The organism is Nocardia sp. NPDC050713 (genome assembly GCF_040654315.1).
Classification (GTDB): domain Bacteria; phylum Actinomycetota; class Actinomycetes; order Mycobacteriales; family Mycobacteriaceae; genus Nocardia.
Genome location: NZ_JBFAHS010000001.1, coordinates 449,120 through 465,795, shown reverse-complemented (window position 1 = coordinate 465,795; position 16,676 = coordinate 449,120). Strand labels below are relative to the sequence as shown.

Here is a 16,676-nt window from a genome sequence, read left to right as displayed (position 1 = left end):
CGTGGCCTGTCTGCGCGAACTCGAGGCGCGAATCTCGCTCAGCCGGGGCGTCCGTGGCGTAGTCGGAACAGCGCCTTGGCCATCCGCAGATGGCGCGGGTGCCGGTCGAAGGTGGCCAGGTTCATCGGCGCGCGATAGCGCTTGCGGGCGACGGCCAGCGTTCTGCTGAACTCGCGCAGCCCGTGGTCGCCGTGGCTGTGGCCCTGGCCGTATTCGCCGACGCCGCCGATGGGCAGCGCGGGAATGCCGAGGTGAGCGGTGGTCGAATTGATCGTCACCACGCCGACGCGCAGCGTCTCCGCGAAGGACTCCACGCTGTGCACGTCCCTGGTGAACACCGAGACCGCCACACCGTTGCCGGTGGCGTTGATGCGCTTGGCGGCCTCCTCGATATTCGGCACCCGGTTCACGATCAGCACGGGTCCGATCGCCTCGCCGGTGACCGCGATGCTCTCCTCCGGCACCTCGGCCAGCACGATCGGCTCGACGTACGGCTCGCGAATCGATTCCAGCCCACCGACCACCGCGCGACCACCCCTGGCGAGCGCATCGCGCACTTGCTTGCGCACTACGTCGACCTGGGTTTCCAGAATCATCGGACCGTAGGACGCGCGCTTGTCCGCGCCGGGACGCAGCCGCTCGGCGTGCTCGACGACCAGCCCGAGGAAGTTGTCGTACACCGAATCCGCCACGTAGGCCCGCTGCAAGCCGGAGGGATTCTGACCCGCGTTGGCCATCGCCCCGAACACCGCGGCCTCGGCGGCCTCGTCGAGCTTGGCGTCGACGTGCACCACCATCGCGCCCTTGCCACCGCGCTCGACGACGACCGGCGTCATGGTCTGCGCGCACAGCGAGATCACTTCCCGCGCACCCGCTTCCGAGCCCGCGTAGGCGATCTTGTCCAGCTTGGCCCGGCACAGCGCGGTCCGCGTGCCGCCGTCGCCGGTCACCACCTGGAGCACCGGTTGGTTCGGGGCCAGGTCGGCCCAGCTCTCGGCAAGCCACACCCCGACGCCGGTGGTCAGCTCGTGCGGCTTGAACACCACCGCGTTGCCCGCCGCCATGGCGTAGGCGATCGAGCTCATCGGCGTGAAGACCGGGTTGTTCCACGGCCCTAGCACCCCGACCACGCCGAGCGGCAGATAACCCACCGAACCCTGTTGATTGCGGCTGAGCCAGCTCGAACCGATCCTGCGCCGCCGCAGCGCGCGAGAAGCGTTGCGCGCGGCCCAATCCAGATTCTCGATCGCGAGCATCACCTCGATCGCGGCGTCTGCCGCGGGTTTTCCGGTCTCCTCGGAGACCAGCTCCACCAATTCGCTTGCCCGCCTTGCGATGCTGCGTTTCCAGTCCAGCAGCCAGCGTTTGCGGCCGCTGAAACCCAAATCGGCCCACCATTTTTCGGCGGCGCGTGCGGCGCGGACGGTGCGATTGAGCTCGCCGCCGCCCATCACGGCGTAATTCCCGACTACCTCCCCGGTGCGCGGATCATGGGATATCAGCACGTTCGATCGGCCCGTTCCTCCCGGATGCGCTGCCAAACGTGGCTGCGCGGACTCGGCCATGGTCACCTCTTCGCAGTCTCGACCCGCGTTGCTCCCACCCGAATCGAGCCGACCCCTGACGGACCGGCTCCCAGCGCGGTCCCGCCACAGACGAGTGAGTGCGTGTATGCCCCCGTTCAGCAGACTATGGTCGGTCGCCCCCGGCCGACAAGACTGCGTCACCGCCCTTGCACTGCCCTTGTCACGCCTCGACCAGCGCCGATCGGGCGTGGCGTGCGCACGAGGCTCGGAATGTGATGAAGCACACACTTATCCGGGTTCGCTAGTGGGTACTGAGCAGTCGTCGTTCCGGGACGCGCGATGCCGGTAACATCACGCCAGGCGGCAGGGATCACCACCCCGACGCATTCGTGTGCGTTCGGCGATCGGATCGCCGCCCCCGGCCGATAGTGGAGAGTTGATGCCGAGCTTGAACCAAGCAGAATCGCCGGCACGTCAATCGAAAGCGACGGAGCACGAGCCTGCCGTCCGCGTCGAGGACGTCCGCAAGTCGTTCGGCGACGTGCACGCACTGCAAGGGATCAGCTTCACCGCCGAGAAGGCGAGTGTGCTCGGCATCCTCGGCCCCAACGGCGCGGGCAAGACCACCACGGTCAAGATCCTTTCCACGCTGCTGCGCCCCGACTCGGGCACCGCCGTCGTCGCGGGCCACGATGTGCGCGAGGATCCGGCGGGCGTGCGGCGCTCGATCATGATGACCGGGCAGTACGCCGCGCTGGACGAGAACCTCTCCGGCCGCGAGAACCTCGAACTGTTCGGCAGGCTGATGGGTCTGGGCAGGTCCGCCGCCCGCAAGCGCGCCGACACCCTGCTCGAGGAGTTCGACCTGGTGAGCGCGGGCAAGCGCGCGGTGCGCCAGTACTCCGGCGGCATGCGGCGCAGGGTGGACATCGCCTGCGGTCTGGTCGTGCGTCCCGAGGTGGTGTTCCTCGACGAGCCGACCACCGGTCTGGATCCGCGCAGCCGCCAAGGCGTCTGGGATCTGGTGAACGTGCTCAAGGAGCAGGGCATCACGGTGCTGCTGACCACGCAGTACCTCGAGGAAGCCGACGTGCTCAGCGACAACATCATCGTCATCGACAAGGGCACGGTGATCGCCGAGGGCACCGCCGAGGAACTCAAGGAGAAGACCGGCGGCAGCTACTGCGAGGTGGTCCCGCTCGATCCGAAGCAGGTGCTCACCGCCGGGTACGCGCTCGGCGACCTGGTGCCCGCCGCCGTCATGGCCGAACTCGACGGCAGCGACCGGCTCTCGTTCCCCGCCCCGCACGGCGCGACCACCCTGTCCGAGGCGCTGCGCAGGCTCGACAGCGCGGGAGTCACGCTGGCCGACATCGCGTTGCGCAGGCCCTCGCTCGACGACGTCTTCCTCTCCCTCACCGGCCATTCGGGCGGCCACTCGTGACCGCGAGCGCCACCGAACCGGACACCCGGGCCGCACTCTTCGCCGAGCTACCCGTGGCCCGGCCGTCCTCCTTCGCGCAGTGGCAGGCGCTGACCGGTCGCGTGGTGAAGACCATGGCCACCAAGGGCGAGCTGATCGTCGCCTTCGTGACGCCGCTGGTGTTCACCCTTGGCTTCTATCTGCCGCTGCGCTTCGTGATGAAGCTTCAGGGCATCGACTACGCGCAGTTCGTCATGCCGATCATCGTGCTGCAGACCATGGCGTTCACCATGCTGTCCAACGCGCAGCTCGCCGCGTTCGAGGCGATGACCGGCCTGAGCAGCCGCCTGCAGACCATGCCGATCGGCACGCTGGTGCCGTTCACCTCACGGATCTGCGCGGGTCTGGTCCGCTCGGTGACCTCGCTGACCGGCGCCGTGCTGTTCGGGTACCTGATCGGCTTCGAATTCAGCGCCGGATTCGGCCAAGCCGTGCTGTTCTGCGCGTTCTCCCTGGCCATCGGCACCGTGCTCGCCATCGGCGCGGACGGTCTCGGCAGCCTCACCAAGAGTCCGGAGCAACTCAGTCAGGCGCTGACCCTGCCGACGCTGATCTTCGGCATGCTGTCCTGCGGCTTCGTGCCGGAGAAGAGCTTCCCCGAGTGGATCCAGCCGTTCGTGCGCAACCAGCCCATCTCGCAGTTCTCCTTCGCGCTGCGCGACATGGCGGGCGACGGGGTGAGCTGGGGCGTGCTGTGGGTGCCGCTGCTGTGGCTGATCGGGTTGACGGTGGTGTTCACGCCGTTCGCGGTGTGGGCGAGTGTGAGGCGGTCATGACTGTGACGACGGAGTCCGAGGAGAAGGGCACGGAGTTCGCGCCGCTGCCGACGGTGACGCCGCGCTCGGAGCAGGCGATCGGCACCTGGGCGCAGCACAGCCTGTTGCAGTGCAAGCGACTGCTGATGGGGTGGATGCGCGATCCCGCGACCACCATCCAGACGCTGGTCTATCCGGCGCTGACCCTGCTGATGTTCGACGTCGTGCTCGGCGGGACCATCACCAGGAACACCGGTATGGACGCCATCTACGGTCAGGTGCCGCTGATCACCTTGGTGGCGGCCATGTCCGGCGCGGTGGTGAGCGCGCTCGGTTTCAAGGTGGAGAAGGCCACCGGCCTGCTGAGCCGGTTCTGGACCATGCCGATGAACCGGGCGGCGAGCCTGACGGGACGGCTGCTCGCCGAGGCGGTGCGGGTGCTGATCACCACGCTGTTCGTCATCGCGGTGGGCATGGCGCTCGGCTTCCGGTTCGGCCAGGGGCCGCTCGCGGCGGCGGCGCTGATCTGCATCCCGGTGCTGTTCGGCATCGGCTTCGCGGTGCTGTGCACGGCGCTCGCGACGCTCACCGAGGGCGTGCTGCTGGTCAGCCTGATCACGATCGTCAACACGCTGCTGATGTTCTTCAACACCGGTTTCGTTCCGGTGTTCGCCTACCCGACTTGGTTGCAGGACGTGGTCGGCAATCAGCCGATGAGCACGGCCATCGATGCCATGCGCGGTCTGTCCTACGGCGGGCCGGTCGCGGAACCGCTGCTGAAGACGATCGCGTGGACCGTCGGGATGGTCGCCGTGTTCGCGTACCCGGCGATCCGCGGCTACCGCCGCGCCGCCGAAACCGGGGCGTGAGGCGGGCTTCGATCCGCGATTCCGGTCGCCCTGGTCCGTATGCTGTGTGACAGGAGCAGAGGAGGTGTCATCAGTGACCGCAGCAGCCGCGCACGAGCCGCCGAGGGACCCTGCGGATGTGCTGCTCGAGGGCTTCCAAGCGCTGGAGCTTCCTGAAGGATTCCGAGCCGAGCTGATCGAGGGGGAGATCGTCGTGTCACCGCCGCCCGAGGGGAATCATGAGGGCAATATCTCCGCGATCGTTCGTCAGATAATCCGAAAATCAGCGGAGGATTTGGACTTCTCGGGTAACAAGGGGCTACTGCTGGATCGTGGCGGACTCTGCCCGAAGAACCGTCTGATCCCGGATGTCGTCGTCGCCTATGCGGACTCGTTTTGGGATGAGCCGTCGTGGATGGCGGTGGACAAGGTCGTGATGGTGGTGGAGGTCACCAGTTCGAAGCCGGACCGCGATCGCAAGGCCAAGAGGTATTGCTACGCGCGCGGCGGGGTGCCCTTCTACCTGTTGATCGATCGAGTAGAGAAAACCGTCACGCTTTTCGCCGAGCCTGGTGGCGCCGCCGACCTGATCGACTACCGGCAGGACGTCCGCGTGCCGTTCGGAAAGCCGATTGATCTCCCTGGCCCTTTCTCGTTCACGCTCGAGACCGGCGACCTGCGATGAATCAATGGGCGCGATGTTGCTCGCGATCGGCGGTCGCAGCAAATCCGTAACTTACCCAGCGGTTTCGGTTCGTCCAGCCCACCAGGTCGTAGCGCCAGCGGAACGGCCAGGTGTGCGCCACGGTGTTGAACAGCACCGCGCCGAGTGCGGCGTAGTCGTCGTGCGCGGTGAGCAGCGCGCGCTGGCCGCGTTCGGATTCGGTGAAGAACGCCTCGAACATGGCGATCGATTGCTCGGTGGTCAGCCTGCCAAGGCCCCACAGCCCGCGCATGCGCATCCAGTAGACCAGCCGGGCCCGCCACGGCCACAGCGCCTCGATCGGGTCGCGACCGTCTCGCAACGCCGTGACCGCGGTGTCGACCAGGGCGAGCGAATCGGCGACGCTGTAGCCGGTGCAGGGGTGCATCATGCCGCCGCGCGCTCCGAACGGAACCGCCCGCGCGACGCCCTTCTTCGGCGGCGGTTGGTCGAGCGGATAGTGCGCGGCCTCGGTCGGTTCCGCGCCGGTGAGCCGAATGCCGTGCGCGGCGAGCCGGTTCAGCGTCCGCGCGCGCAGCTCGTGCTGCGGCATGCCGCCGCGCAGGCCGAGGCTGGTCTCCTCGAAGATCACCGTGCCGTCGCCGATCGGCACCGCGTAGAGGAACGACGGTGGCGCGTCCTGGCCCGCGCCGTTCTCCGGACGCCAGTCCAGCAGCAGCCCTTCGCCCTCGGCGACCATCGGCGCGGCCGTCTCCGCGTCGACGAAGATGCCGTGCGCGCTGGCCGCCCTGCGCTGTCCGAGCGCGGGCAGGCCGCGGGTGTCGAAGACAGTGTCGGCCCGCAGCACCGTGCCGTCGGCCAGTTCCACCTCGTGCGCGTCGACGCGGGTGGCGCGTCCGGCGATCACCTCGGCGTCGTCCAGCGGCAGCGCGTCGTACAGACCCTGCTTGGACAGCACGCAGTACGGCCGCGGAATGCGGTGCTCGGTCTTCGTCCACACCGTCGGTGTTTCGATGCGGGACCCAATGGCGCTGGGCGGCAACCACTTCGGCAGTTCATCGATCCAGCAGGAATAGGTGGGCGGCCACAGCCGCTCCGGTCGCGGGTCGATCGCGATGACCCGCAGCCCGGCCCGCATCGCCCGGTGGGCGAGCGCCCGCCCGGTCGGACCGAGCCCGACGACGCACAGATCGGCCGCCTGGACCGCACCGCCACTCATATCCGCATTCAATCCGCTGCCCTGACCCCGGTGCAACCAATCAGGGGTTCGCCAGTGTCCAACTCCACCGTGCTAGCCCTGCGGGCATCGAAGGTCGAACCGCCCCGCGCTCCCAGCCACCCCGAGGCGAGTCTTACGAACACGCGCGCGCCAACTAACAGGGCGTGACCCAAGTCGTGATATCCGCGTGCACGACCTCGAGTCCCTGCTTGTCGTAGATCGACACCGGCACCACCAGGTCGCGCCCCTCGGTGATCTTCGTGAAGTCCGGAACCTCCGGCAGCTTCGCCACCGCGCGCAGACCCGTCTCGGCCTTGGCCAGGTACTGCACGTTCATCGCCTTGGGAATCCAGCGGTGCGTGGTCGGCACCGTGGCCTCGCTCAGCATGCCCATGGCCACCTCGGCCAGGTTGCACGCCGCGATGGCGTGGAAGGTGCCCAGGTGATTGTGGATGCCGAACCACTTCGGCGAGGTCACCTCGCACAGTCCCGGCTCCAGCCGCACGACGTTGGGCAGCACCGTGCCGAAGTACGGCACCCTTGCCACCATTCCCAGCGAGAACAGCGCGTGCCCCAGCCGGTTGTCCGGCAGCTTCTTCCACCCGCGCAGAGTCGCGGTCTCTTTGCTCATGCCGCTATATTACTCAAAAGTAAGTTCTGTGCTGCTCGGGATTCTCGCAGAGTTTTCGGGACGCCTGGCAGGGCCGGTAACCTCTGCGCGGCGTACGGGCGACCTGCGAAGTCGCGGCCCGCGCCGGGGTGACGCGGACGACAGCGGGGGCGATTTGAAGTGGCTCGGGGGTCTCGGGCATACTGTTCGGGTTGCCTTGCACGGGGTCGTGCCTGTTTCGGATGAAACGGGGCGTGACCGGCGAGGCGAGCAGTACCCAATCGAGTGCTTCACCGGTTCCCGGTGTGAGTACGTCCGGGACGTTGTTCCGAGCCTGAGATGAAGTTCTAGATCCGGGCCGAGGAATAAGCGGGAAGGCGACACGCCCGACCGCGTGGACCGGAGAACCATGACAGATGAACAGCGGCGAGGATCGGGCGTGCCCGGTCGTGGTCTCCAACTGAGACGTCTTCGTGTGTTCGGGCTGTGCAAATTGAGGGTGGTGCGGAAGCCCGGCTTCCGGATCACGAAGGAAAGCGGAGAAAAGGACACTTAGCGTGGCGGGACAAAAGATCCGCATCAGGCTCAAGGCCTATGACCACGAGGCGATCGATGCGTCTGCGCGCAAGATCGTGGAGACGGTGACCCGCACTGGGGCCCGCGTGGTCGGGCCGGTGCCGTTGCCGACCGAGAAGAACGTGTACTGCGTCATCCGTTCGCCGCACAAGTACAAGGACTCGCGCGAACACTTCGAGATGCGTACGCACAAGCGCCTCATCGACATCCTCGACCCGACGCCGAAGACGGTCGACGCGCTCATGCGCATCGACCTGCCGGCCAGCGTCGACGTCAACATTCAGTGACGGGGACTCGAGACATGACTGACAACAAGAACCGGCCCGCGGCCGGCATCCTGGGCACCAAGCTCGGCATGACCCAGGTCTTCGACGAGAAGAACCGCGTCGTCCCGGTCACCGTCGTCAAGGCGGGCCCGAACGTGGTCACCCAGATTCGCACCGTGGAGCGCGACGGCTACAGCGCCGTCCAGGTCGCCTTCGGCGCCATCGACCCGCGCAAGGTGAACAAGCCGACCTCCGGCCAGTTCGCCAAGGCCGGCGTCACCCCGCGCCGCCACGTCGCCGAGATCCGCGTCGCGGACGCCTCCACCTTCGAGGTCGGCCAGGAGATCAGCGCCGACGTGTTCGAAGAGGGCGCCTACGTCGACGTCACCGGCACCAGCAAGGGCAAGGGCTTCGCCGGCACCATGAAGCGTCACGGCTTCGCCGGTCAGGGCGCCTCGCACGGTGCGCAGGCCGTGCACCGTCGCCCGGGTTCCATCGGTGGCTGCGCCACCCCCGGCCGCGTGTTCAAGGGCATGCGCATGTCGGGTCGGATGGGTAACGACCGCGTCACCACTCAGAACCTGTCGGTTCACAAGGTGGACGCCGAGAACGGCCTGCTCCTGATCAAGGGTGCGATCCCGGGTCGCAAGGGCGGCGTCGTGATCGTCAAGAGCGCCGTGAAGGGTGGTGCGCACGCATGACCAGCCTCGAGAAGAAGGCCAACCTGACGCTGCCGGTCAAGGAGATCGGTGGCAAGACCAACGGCACCGTCGACCTCCCCGCGGAGATCTTCGACGTGACCGCCAACATCGCGCTGATGCACCAGGTCGTCGTCGCGCAGCTGGCCGCGGCCCGTCAGGGCACCCACGCGACCAAGACTCGCGGCGAGGTCTCCGGCGGTGGCAAGAAGCCGTACCGCCAGAAGGGCACCGGTCGCGCCCGCCAGGGTTCGACCCGCGCGCCGCAGTTCGCCGGCGGTGGCACCGTGCACGGCCCGCAGCCGCGCGACTACAGCCAGCGCACCCCGAAGAAGATGAAGGCCGCCGCCCTGCGTGGCGCCCTCTCGGACCGGGCCCGCAACGAGCGCATCCACGTGGTCACCGAACTGGTCGCGGGTCAGACCCCGTCGACCAAGACCGCCAAGACCTTCCTGGCCGAGCTGTCGGACCGCAAGAAGTTCCTGGTCGTCGTCGGCCGCGAGGACATCGCCGCGTGGAAGAGCGTGGCGAACCTGCAGAACGTGCAGCCGATCGCCCCGGATCAGCTCAACACCTACGACGTCCTCAACAGCGACGACGTGGTGTTCAGCGTCGAGGCCCTGAACGCCTTCGTTCACGGTCCCGCCGAGGCGGCACAGGAGGAGAGCAAGTGACCACCATCGCCGACCCCCGCGACATCCTGCTGGCGCCGGTCATCTCGGAGAAGTCCTACGGACTGATCGAGGAAGGCACCTACACCTTCCTGGTGCACCCGGACTCCAACAAGACGCAGATCAAGATCGCCGTCGAGAAGGTCTTCGGTGTGAAGGTCACCAGCGTCAACACCGCCAACCGTCAGGGCAAGCGCAAGCGGACCCGCTTCGGTTACGGCAAGCGCAAGGACACCAAGCGTGCGCTCGTGACCATCTCGGCCGACAGCAAGCCCATCGAGATCTTCGGAGGCCCGGTCGCGTAAGCGAGCGGGAATCCAGAAAGCAGAGAAGAACTCATGGCAATTCGCAAGTACAAGCCGACAACGCCGGGCCGCCGTGGCTCCAGCGTCTCGGACTTCGCCGAGATCACCCGGTCCACCCCGGAGAAGTCGCTGCTTCGTCCGCTGACCAAGACCGGTGGTCGTAACGCGCACGGCCGCATCACGACTCGCCACCGCGGTGGCGGTCACAAGCGTGCCTACCGTCTGATCGACTTCCGTCGTCTGGACAAGGACGGCATCCCCGCCAAGGTCGCGCACATCGAGTACGACCCGAACCGGACCGCCAACATCGCGCTGCTCCACTACGTGGACGGCGAGAAGCGCTACATCATCGCGCCGAAGGGTATCCAGCAGGGCACCCCGATCGAGTCCGGTCCGACGGCCGACATCAAGCCGGGCAACAACCTGCCGCTGCGCAACATCCCGACCGGTACCACCATCCACGCGGTGGAGCTGCGTCCGGGCGGCGGCGCCAAGCTGGCCCGTTCCGCGGGCATGAGCATCCAGCTGCTCGGTAAGGAAGGCCCCTACGCCACGCTGCGTATGCCCTCCGGTGAGATCCGTCGCGTCGACGTGCGCTGCCGCGCCACCGTCGGCGAGGTCGGCAACGCCGAGCAGTCGAACATCAACTGGGGCAAGGCCGGCCGCATGCGCTGGAAGGGTCGTCGTCCCACGGTCCGTGGTGTCGTCATGAACCCCGTCGACCACCCGCACGGTGGTGGTGAGGGCAAGACCTCCGGTGGTCGCCACCCGGTCTCGCCGTGGGGTCAGCCGGAAGGCCGCACCCGTAAGCCCAACCGTCCGAGCGACAAGCTCATCGTCCGCCGTCGCAAGACCGGCAAGAAGCGCTGAAGGAGGAGGTAAGAAATGCCACGCAGCCTCAAGAAGGGCCCGTTCGTCGACGACCACCTCCTCGCGAAGGTGGACGTGCAGAACGAGAAGGGCACGAAGCAGGTCATCAAGACCTGGTCGCGTCGTTCGACCATCATCCCGGATTTCATCGGACACACCTTCGCGGTGCACGACGGCCGCAAGCACGTCCCGGTGTTCGTCTCGGAGTCCATGGTCGGACACAAGCTCGGTGAGTTCGCGCCGACCAGGACGTTCAAGAGCCACGTCAAGGAAGACCGGAAGAGCAAGCGGCGATGACGACGACTGAGACTCAGAACCCCACTGCCCGGGCGACCGCCAAGCACGTGCGCGTCACCCCGATGAAGGCTCGCCGCGTCGTGGACCTGGTCCGCGGCAAGCGAGTCGAGGACGCTCTCGCGATCCTGAAGTTCGCGCCGCAGGCCGCGAGCGAGCCGGTCGCGAAGGTCGTCGCCAGCGCCGCGGCGAACGCCGAGAACAACCTCGGTCTGAACCCGGCCACGCTGGTGATCTCGACGGCCTACGTCGACGAGGGCGCCACCATGAAGCGTTTCCAGCCGCGTGCCCAGGGCCGCGCGTTCCGGATCCGCAAGCGCACCAGCCACATCACCATCGAGGTCGAGAGCGTGCCCACCGCCGGTGCTGCTCGCAGCCGCCGGAAGGGAGGGGCAAAGTAAATGGGACAGAAGATCAACCCCCATGGCTTCCGCCTCGGTATCACCACCGACTGGAAGTCGCGTTGGTACGCGGACAAGCAGTACGCGGACTACGTGAAGGAAGACGTCGCCATCCGTCGGCTGCTGGCCAACGGCATGGAGCGGGCGGGCATCTCGAAGGTCGAGATCGAGCGCACCCGTGACCGCGTGCGGGTGGACATCCACACCGCGCGTCCGGGCATCGTGATCGGCCGCCGCGGCGCGGAAGCCGATCGCATCCGCGCCGAGCTGGAGAAGCTCACCAAGAAGCAGGTTCAGCTGAACATCCTCGAGGTCAAGAACCCCGAGTCGGATGCGCAGCTGGTTGCCCAGGGTGTGGCCGAGCAGCTGTCCAACCGTGTGGCGTTCCGTCGCGCGATGCGCAAGGCCATCCAGTCGGCCATGCGTTCGCCGAACGTCAAGGGCATCCGTGTGCAGTGCTCGGGCCGCCTCGGCGGCGCCGAAATGTCGCGCTCGGAGTTCTACCGTGAGGGTCGGGTGCCGCTGCACACGCTGCGCGCCGACATCGATTACGGCCTCTACGAGGCCAAGACCACCTTCGGTCGCATCGGCGTGAAGGTCTGGATCTACAAGGGCGACATCGTCGGTGGCAAGCGTGAGCTGACTGCCGCGAGCGCTCCGGCCGGCGATCGCGATCGCCCGCGCCGGGAGCGGCCGAGCCGCCCGCGTCGTTCCGGTTCCGCCGGCACCACCGCGACCGGTGTCGAGGCCGGGCGCTCCGCCGCTACCGCGGTGGCGGACGCTCCGGCAGAGAATCAGGAGGGCTGACGCATGCTGATGCCTCGCAAGGTCAAGCACCGCAAGCAGCACCACCCGAGCCGTTCGGGCATGGCCAAGGGCGGCACGTCGGTGGCCTTCGGTGACTTCGGTATCCAGGCGCTCGAGCCTGCCTACGTCACCAACCGGCAGATCGAGTCGGCGCGTATCGCGATGACTCGCCACATCCGCCGTGGCGGCAAGATCTGGATCAACATCTACCCGGATCGCCCGCTGACCAAGAAGCCCGCCGAGACCCGCATGGGTTCCGGTAAGGGTTCGCCGGAGTGGTGGGTCGCGAACGTCAAGCCCGGCCGCGTGATGTTCGAAATGTCTTACCCGAACGAGGAGATCGCTCGCGAGGCGCTGCGCCGCGCGATGCACAAGCTCCCGATGAAGTGCAGGATCGTGACCAGGGAGGAGCAGTTCTGATGGCTACCGGTACACCGGCCGCAGAGCTCCGCGAGCTCACCGAAGAGGAACTCGTCTCCCGCCTGCGTGAGTCGAAGGAAGAGCTGTTCAACCTGCGCTTCCAGATGGCGACGGGTCAGCTGGACAACAACCGTCGTCTGCGCGTCGTCCGTCACGAGATCGCGCGCATCTACACGGTCATGCGTGAGCGCGAGCTCGGTCTGGCCACCGGACCCGCTGGCAAGGGAGATGCGGCATGAGCGAGAACGTTGAGGTGCGCGGCCGCCGCAAGGTGCGGATCGGCTACGTCGTCTCGGACAAGATGAACAAGACCATCGTGGTGGAGCTGGAGGACCGGGTGAAGCACCCGCTCTACGGCAAGATCATCCGCACCACCTCGAAGGTCAAGGCCCACGACGAGAACGAGATCGCCGGCATCGGCGACCGCGTTCAGCTGATGGAGACCCGCCCGCTGTCGGCCACCAAGCGCTGGCGTCTGGTCGAGGTCCTGGAGAAGGCGAAGTAAGCCTGCTCCACGGCTGAGAGTCGAAGCACAACGGCCCGCTTCCCGTTTGGGAAGCGGGCCGTCGTCGTTTTCGGGGCTTGTCGCACACAAACGCGGGAGTCACCTGCTCGATAACGAAAGGGCTGTCGTTACGATCGCTGAAAGCAACGGCAGGCAGCGGTCTCTCGTTGGCGGAATCACCCAGTAGGAACCTTCTCGGGTCCATCGCCCGAAACTCGTCGGCACCATAAGCGCACTGCCGACGACCGGTACGCAGATGTTCTCTCGCGTAAGCAGGTCCAACATCTGGCGACCTGGCAAACAGTCGATGGCCGTGACGAAACTCCACCGAATATGCCGGGCGAGTACAGGTACGAAGGTCTGCTGGTCGCGAAGAGCAGCGAGGACTCTTTCCGCGTGTGGCTGGGGGAGATGAACGAAGCCCACTTCGTTCGTGACCGGCAGCATGACGTACCCGCCGCGCTCCTCAGCGGGAAGATAGAAACGTTGCCGGTAGTACGCCGCCCACCCCACCGCCGATTCGACCGATTCGATGTTCACGAGTTACCTGCCCCTTCTATTCCGTTCGCAATCGCCCTGATGGCTAGTAGCCTCGGCCCGGATCGGTTTCACACCCCGGAATTTCCTTCCGGTCTGCCCTGCCAGCCGAGATGGAAGATGAAGTCGTGCGCGGAATGACGCAAGAACTCACCGTCGGTGAGCGGGTCGCCTGGTACCGACGCCGACGCGGCATGTCCCAGGAAGCCTTGGCGGGCCTCGTCGGACGCTCCGAAGACTGGATGAGCAAGATCGAGAACAATCGGATATCCCTGGATCGACTTTCGGTGATCCGGTTGTTGGCTGACGCGCTAGACATCTCACTCGGTGATTTGATCGGCGAACCGACACTGTTGGAATGGACCGCTGATAGCGGCACCTCGACCGTCCCGGCCCTGCGCGCCGCGCTTATGGACTACGGGCATCTTGTACCCTCTTTGACTTCCCGGGGGAGTGACGTTGAGCTACTGGGCATTACAGCGCTCGAACGCGATCTCAGCGATGTGTTCGACGCTTATCAGGCGTCGAAGTTCGGCTTCGCCGCTGGTCGTTTGCCGGCGCTCTTGGCCGCGGCGCTGGCGCGTGCAAGGACGGATGCCGATGAACGATCGCACAGAGTGTTGGCCCTGAGCTATCAAGCGGCAGCATCCGTGCTGACGAAGCTCGGCGAAGCGGACCTTGCTTGGAACGCCGCCGAGCGTGGGTTGGTAGCCGCGAACCACGCGGGCGATCCGGCGATCCTTGGTTCACTGATGCGATCGACGGCCTTCACCATAATGTCGACAGGCCGACTTCAGCCTGCGATCGAGCTGGTGCAGACCGGCGCAAGCTATTTGGAAAGGCATCTCGCTGGTTGTCGCAGCGATTTGCTGTCGGTGTACGGGACTCTGCTACTCGTCGGCTCGATGGCCGCAGCACGAAGTGGCCGTCGAGATGTCGTGCGGAACTTCTTGACCGAAGCTGATCGAACAGCTGGGAGGTTGGGCGGAGACTGCAACCACCTCTGGACAGCCTTCGGGCCGACGAACGTTGATATTCATCGAGTCAACACCGCAATGGAACTGGGTGACGTACAAATTGCGCTCGACCTGGGACCGATGCTGGATACTTCCGCTCTCCCCACAGAACGCCAGGTGCGCCATCGCCTCGACATTGCACGCGCATTCAACTTCGCTGGTAGACAGGATGATTCGATTTGCGCCGTACTCGAAGCCGAACGGATGGCGCCCGAACAAGTCAGGCACCACTACCTCAGTAGGCAACTCGTGCTGGTCTGGATGCGAAACAGCCGCGGTCGTCCAACCCATGCGCTGGAATCTCTTGCACACAGAATGCGGATCGTAAGGTAGACCATGACAGAAATCGGCAGTGAGTTCGCGAGCGCAAGGCTTGCCGCTGGAGCTCTATTCGTGCGAGGAGACGCGGTTCTCCTGGTGCACAAGACGTACGGCAATGGGTGGGATCTCCCCGGCGGCTACGTCGAACCGGGCGAAGCGCCGGCTGCTGCCTGTGCGCGTGAGGTGCGTGAGGAACTCGGAATCGACCGCACCCCAATATGGTTGATGGTCCACGACTGGGCGCCGACGCCCAAAGAGGGCGACAAGGTCCTCTACCTATTCGATTGCGGTCCGCTCGGAGAGGACGAGAGCAAGATTCAGTTGCAAGAATCGGAAATCGACCGCTGGGAATGGGTCCATATCGACCAGCTGGACGAGTATGTCATCCCGCGACTGTCTCGACGGATACGGCAAGCTCACGTCGCGTACGAGAAGGGGCGCACGATCTACCTGGAACATGGCGATCCGATCATGAGGGCGTAGAAACTCTTTCCGATACGATCGTGAGTGCCGGAGGTTGTCTGATCAGACTATGGAAACGACTGCAATAGCGCCGTGAACGCGCACGGTGCGCGGCCGCCGCAACGTGCGGATCGGCAACCAGGGCTTAGACGCCGATCCGATTGTGAATCGGCCACTCTCGCGGCTGAGATTCGGGAACCTCGAGGCCCGCTTGATATTCGGGAGCGCGGGATGTAGAGCACGGCGAGCCGCTCCGGTGCGGACTCGGACATCCGTAGTGGGTCCGGCGGAACGATGGCCCGCTGCGATCCTGTTACATTTGGTAAGTGCCTGTGCTCCAGCATAATTCGTGATACTTGTGGCAGGTGGACCAGTGGGCCGATGTGGAGGGGGAGGCATGGGAGTCTCCCGAGAAATGGGGCAGCTATCAATTGAACCGGTGGGGGCTCGAACGGCGAGATCCGGCGAACTACCGCCCGGTGAACGACCCGGTGCGACCGAACGACCTGGTGTGGGCGATCGCCTGGCCGCACGAGTCCAGGCCTGCTCTCTTCCACTCTGACGAGGCCTGCCCGGTCCTCGAGCAGGATCGGCTGCTCGCGGTGCGCTGTGGAGACGACAAAGCCATCAACAAGTGGCGCCTGCGGCGATTACCGCTGAACAGGATGGCATGCCCGGAATGTTGGCGTGACTTGGGAGCTGCGGCATTTCCGGATTGCCTTGTGATGACAGCGAAAGGTCCGCGCCACGGCAGTGTTCTGGGATGGCGTGCTACCCCGAAACCTCAGCGATGGTTCGCGATCGTGCGGTATCGGGACTCGGCGGGCGATCTGATCATCGAGGTTCGGCCGCGAGCGGAGGTGGAACCGGACCCGAATTGAAGAAAGCGCATCTCGCTCACCGCGATGGCGGCGGGTGTCAGTGTGGCGCGGGCTTGGTCGCGTGGGCCAGGAGCATGTTCAGTGCGGCGTCGGGAACGAGTTGGCGCGGCATCGCGTAGCGCAGACCAGGCCGAAGTAGAGCACGATGGCGTCGCTGAAGACGATGACTTTCTTGATTCGGGTGGAGGGTACAGTGCTGTGTTTCGACCGGGGCCCACAGCTCGAGGAACTCGTCGTGGTAGTGGGCGACGAGGTAGCGCCGGGGTAGCTGTAGCGCTTTTCCAGTGGGGACGGGATGGTGGTGCGCAGACCGAGGGTGCAGGCTGCCACGATCAGGTTGGGCACGGTGCAGGCGAGGAAGACGCCGAGCCAGCCGATCGGGTAGGTGCCGGGATCGGACCAGGAGGTGTCGACGTACCTGCCGACGAGGTAGGTACCGATCGACAGGCCGGAGATCAGGACGATCCAGAGCTTGGTGTGCGCCACACCGTCAGTGTGTTGGCGCGGCCGAGTCGTTGCGCGGTCGCCACGTCCGCGACGT

Annotated in this window: 23 protein-coding genes; 18 read left to right on the top strand and 5 right to left on the bottom strand. The window is 65.9% G+C overall.

What is annotated here, in order from left to right; translation table 11 throughout:
- Window positions 1–38: 38 nt before the first annotated feature.
- Window positions 39–1,505, bottom strand: a complete 1,467-nt coding sequence (locus tag AB0H49_RS01730) for an aldehyde dehydrogenase family protein (protein ID WP_357246024.1) — start codon at window positions 1,503–1,505, stop codon at window positions 39–41.
- A gap of 460 nt (window positions 1,506–1,965) precedes the next feature.
- Here AB0H49_RS01730 and AB0H49_RS01725 point away from each other — a divergent pair, with 460 nt between their 5' ends.
- The 4 genes from AB0H49_RS01725 to AB0H49_RS01710 all read left to right on the top strand — a co-directional run bounded on the left by AB0H49_RS01725 (window position 1,966) and on the right by AB0H49_RS01710 (window position 5,297).
- The gene (locus AB0H49_RS01725; protein WP_355000190.1) at window positions 1,966–2,970 is read left to right on the top strand and encodes an ATP-binding cassette domain-containing protein; all 1,005 of its coding nucleotides are present in this window, start codon (window positions 1,966–1,968) and stop codon (window positions 2,968–2,970) included.
- 53 nt (window positions 2,971–3,023) lie between these two features.
- Window positions 3,024–3,785 (top strand): ABC transporter permease, encoded by a 762-nt coding sequence (locus AB0H49_RS01720; protein ID WP_355000542.1) that lies wholly within the window; start codon window positions 3,024–3,026, stop codon window positions 3,783–3,785.
- Entirely contained in the window at window positions 3,782–4,633 is an 852-nt protein-coding gene (locus tag AB0H49_RS01715; protein ID WP_357246021.1) for an ABC transporter permease, read from the top strand. The genes AB0H49_RS01720 and AB0H49_RS01715 overlap by 4 nt, the downstream gene beginning before the upstream one ends.
- Window positions 4,634–4,706: 73 nt before the next feature.
- A complete protein-coding gene (locus tag AB0H49_RS01710; RefSeq protein WP_355000188.1) occupies window positions 4,707–5,297 on the top strand; it encodes a Uma2 family endonuclease in 591 nt (196 codons plus the stop codon).
- A gap of 1 nt (window position 5,298) precedes the next feature.
- Here AB0H49_RS01710 and AB0H49_RS01705 read toward each other — a convergent pair whose 3' ends face one another.
- Window positions 5,299–6,495: a lycopene cyclase family protein gene (locus AB0H49_RS01705; RefSeq protein ID WP_357246018.1), complete on the bottom strand. Its 1,197-nt coding sequence runs from the start codon at window positions 6,493–6,495 to the stop codon at window positions 5,299–5,301.
- A gap of 154 nt (window positions 6,496–6,649) precedes the next feature.
- Window positions 6,650–7,126, bottom strand: a complete 477-nt coding sequence (locus AB0H49_RS01700) for a hotdog fold domain-containing protein (RefSeq protein WP_357246015.1) — start codon at window positions 7,124–7,126, stop codon at window positions 6,650–6,652.
- 536 nt (window positions 7,127–7,662) lie between these two features.
- On the opposite strand from AB0H49_RS01700, the gene rpsJ reads away from it, so the two are divergent.
- Genes rpsJ through rpsQ form a run of 11 tightly spaced genes read left to right on the top strand, consistent with a single transcriptional unit; the run spans window position 7,663 to window position 12,918 of the window.
- Window positions 7,663–7,968, top strand: a complete 306-nt coding sequence (gene rpsJ, locus AB0H49_RS01695; RefSeq protein WP_003938093.1) for a 30S ribosomal protein S10 — start codon at window positions 7,663–7,665, stop codon at window positions 7,966–7,968.
- Between the two features lie 14 nt (window positions 7,969–7,982).
- Window positions 7,983–8,648: a 50S ribosomal protein L3 gene (rplC, locus tag AB0H49_RS01690; RefSeq protein ID WP_355000185.1), complete on the top strand. Its 666-nt coding sequence runs from the start codon at window positions 7,983–7,985 to the stop codon at window positions 8,646–8,648.
- Complete coding sequence (gene rplD, locus AB0H49_RS01685; protein ID WP_357246012.1) at window positions 8,645–9,319, top strand: 50S ribosomal protein L4; 675 nt, start codon at window positions 8,645–8,647, stop codon at window positions 9,317–9,319. The genes rplC and rplD overlap by 4 nt, the downstream gene beginning before the upstream one ends.
- Entirely contained in the window at window positions 9,316–9,621 is a 306-nt protein-coding gene (rplW, locus tag AB0H49_RS01680) for a 50S ribosomal protein L23 (RefSeq protein ID WP_014981657.1), read from the top strand. The genes rplD and rplW overlap by 4 nt, the downstream gene beginning before the upstream one ends.
- Window positions 9,622–9,654: 33 nt before the next feature.
- Entirely contained in the window at window positions 9,655–10,491 is an 837-nt protein-coding gene (gene rplB, locus AB0H49_RS01675; protein WP_067785345.1) for a 50S ribosomal protein L2, read from the top strand.
- 15 nt (window positions 10,492–10,506) lie between these two features.
- A complete protein-coding gene (rpsS, locus tag AB0H49_RS01670) occupies window positions 10,507–10,788 on the top strand; it encodes a 30S ribosomal protein S19 (RefSeq protein ID WP_067785343.1) in 282 nt (93 codons plus the stop codon).
- The gene (rplV, locus tag AB0H49_RS01665) at window positions 10,785–11,186 is read left to right on the top strand and encodes a 50S ribosomal protein L22 (protein ID WP_141807402.1); all 402 of its coding nucleotides are present in this window, start codon (window positions 10,785–10,787) and stop codon (window positions 11,184–11,186) included. The genes rpsS and rplV overlap by 4 nt, the downstream gene beginning before the upstream one ends.
- Entirely contained in the window at window positions 11,187–11,993 is an 807-nt protein-coding gene (gene rpsC, locus AB0H49_RS01660; protein ID WP_355000183.1) for a 30S ribosomal protein S3, read from the top strand.
- 3 nt (window positions 11,994–11,996) lie between these two features.
- Complete coding sequence (gene rplP / locus AB0H49_RS01655) at window positions 11,997–12,413, top strand: 50S ribosomal protein L16 (protein WP_067785334.1); 417 nt, start codon at window positions 11,997–11,999, stop codon at window positions 12,411–12,413.
- Window positions 12,413–12,652 (top strand): 50S ribosomal protein L29, encoded by a 240-nt coding sequence (rpmC, locus tag AB0H49_RS01650; RefSeq protein ID WP_011207272.1) that lies wholly within the window; start codon window positions 12,413–12,415, stop codon window positions 12,650–12,652. Before rplP ends, rpmC begins: the two co-directional genes overlap by 1 nt.
- Window positions 12,649–12,918, top strand: a complete 270-nt coding sequence (rpsQ, locus tag AB0H49_RS01645) for a 30S ribosomal protein S17 (RefSeq protein WP_355000181.1) — start codon at window positions 12,649–12,651, stop codon at window positions 12,916–12,918. The genes rpmC and rpsQ overlap by 4 nt, the downstream gene beginning before the upstream one ends.
- 99 nt (window positions 12,919–13,017) lie before the next feature.
- On the opposite strand, the gene AB0H49_RS01640 is transcribed toward rpsQ, so the two are convergent.
- Entirely contained in the window at window positions 13,018–13,458 is a 441-nt protein-coding gene (locus AB0H49_RS01640) for a hypothetical protein (protein WP_357246006.1), read from the bottom strand.
- Between the two features lie 110 nt (window positions 13,459–13,568).
- On the opposite strand from AB0H49_RS01640, the gene AB0H49_RS01635 reads away from it, so the two are divergent.
- The 3 genes from AB0H49_RS01635 (at window position 13,569) to AB0H49_RS01625 (ending at window position 16,135) form a co-directional block, all read left to right on the top strand.
- The gene (locus AB0H49_RS01635; RefSeq protein ID WP_357246003.1) at window positions 13,569–14,804 is read left to right on the top strand and encodes a helix-turn-helix transcriptional regulator; all 1,236 of its coding nucleotides are present in this window, start codon (window positions 13,569–13,571) and stop codon (window positions 14,802–14,804) included.
- 3 nt (window positions 14,805–14,807) lie between these two features.
- The gene (locus tag AB0H49_RS01630; protein ID WP_357246000.1) at window positions 14,808–15,275 is read left to right on the top strand and encodes an NUDIX hydrolase; all 468 of its coding nucleotides are present in this window, start codon (window positions 14,808–14,810) and stop codon (window positions 15,273–15,275) included.
- A 344-nt stretch (window positions 15,276–15,619) separates the two neighbouring features.
- Complete coding sequence (locus tag AB0H49_RS01625) at window positions 15,620–16,135, top strand: hypothetical protein (RefSeq protein ID WP_357245997.1); 516 nt, start codon at window positions 15,620–15,622, stop codon at window positions 16,133–16,135.
- A gap of 78 nt (window positions 16,136–16,213) precedes the next feature.
- Here AB0H49_RS01625 and AB0H49_RS01620 read toward each other — a convergent pair whose 3' ends face one another.
- A complete protein-coding gene (locus tag AB0H49_RS01620) occupies window positions 16,214–16,621 on the bottom strand; it encodes a hypothetical protein (RefSeq protein ID WP_357245995.1) in 408 nt (135 codons plus the stop codon).
- Window positions 16,622–16,676: the final 55 nt, after the last annotated feature.

Bases quoted from the DNA above. Each gene is read 5' to 3' on its own strand.
- rpsQ (WP_355000181.1), top strand. From the start codon at position 12,649: ATGAGCGAGAACGTTGAGGTGCGCGGCCGCCGCAAGGTGCGGATCGGC.
- rpmC (WP_011207272.1), top strand. From the start codon at position 12,413: ATGGCTACCGGTACACCGGCCGCAGAGCTCCGCGAGCTCACCGAAGAG.
- AB0H49_RS01725 (WP_355000190.1), top strand. From the start codon at position 1,966: ATGCCGAGCTTGAACCAAGCAGAATCGCCGGCACGTCAATCGAAAGCG.
- AB0H49_RS01715 (WP_357246021.1), top strand. From the start codon at position 3,782: ATGACTGTGACGACGGAGTCCGAGGAGAAGGGCACGGAGTTCGCGCCG.
- rplD (WP_357246012.1), top strand. From the start codon at position 8,645: ATGACCAGCCTCGAGAAGAAGGCCAACCTGACGCTGCCGGTCAAGGAG.
- rplV (WP_141807402.1), top strand. From the start codon at position 10,785: ATGACGACGACTGAGACTCAGAACCCCACTGCCCGGGCGACCGCCAAG.
- rplC (WP_355000185.1), top strand. From the start codon at position 7,983: ATGACTGACAACAAGAACCGGCCCGCGGCCGGCATCCTGGGCACCAAG.
- AB0H49_RS01630 (WP_357246000.1), top strand. From the start codon at position 14,808: ATGACAGAAATCGGCAGTGAGTTCGCGAGCGCAAGGCTTGCCGCTGGA.
- rpsC (WP_355000183.1), top strand. From the start codon at position 11,187: ATGGGACAGAAGATCAACCCCCATGGCTTCCGCCTCGGTATCACCACC.
- AB0H49_RS01700 (WP_357246015.1), bottom strand. From the start codon at position 7,126: ATGAGCAAAGAGACCGCGACTCTGCGCGGGTGGAAGAAGCTGCCGGAC.
- rpsS (WP_067785343.1), top strand. From the start codon at position 10,507: ATGCCACGCAGCCTCAAGAAGGGCCCGTTCGTCGACGACCACCTCCTC.
- AB0H49_RS01635 (WP_357246003.1), top strand. From the start codon at position 13,569: ATGGAAGATGAAGTCGTGCGCGGAATGACGCAAGAACTCACCGTCGGT.
- AB0H49_RS01705 (WP_357246018.1), bottom strand. From the start codon at position 6,495: ATGAGTGGCGGTGCGGTCCAGGCGGCCGATCTGTGCGTCGTCGGGCTC.
- rplB (WP_067785345.1), top strand. From the start codon at position 9,655: ATGGCAATTCGCAAGTACAAGCCGACAACGCCGGGCCGCCGTGGCTCC.
- rplP (WP_067785334.1), top strand. From the start codon at position 11,997: ATGCTGATGCCTCGCAAGGTCAAGCACCGCAAGCAGCACCACCCGAGC.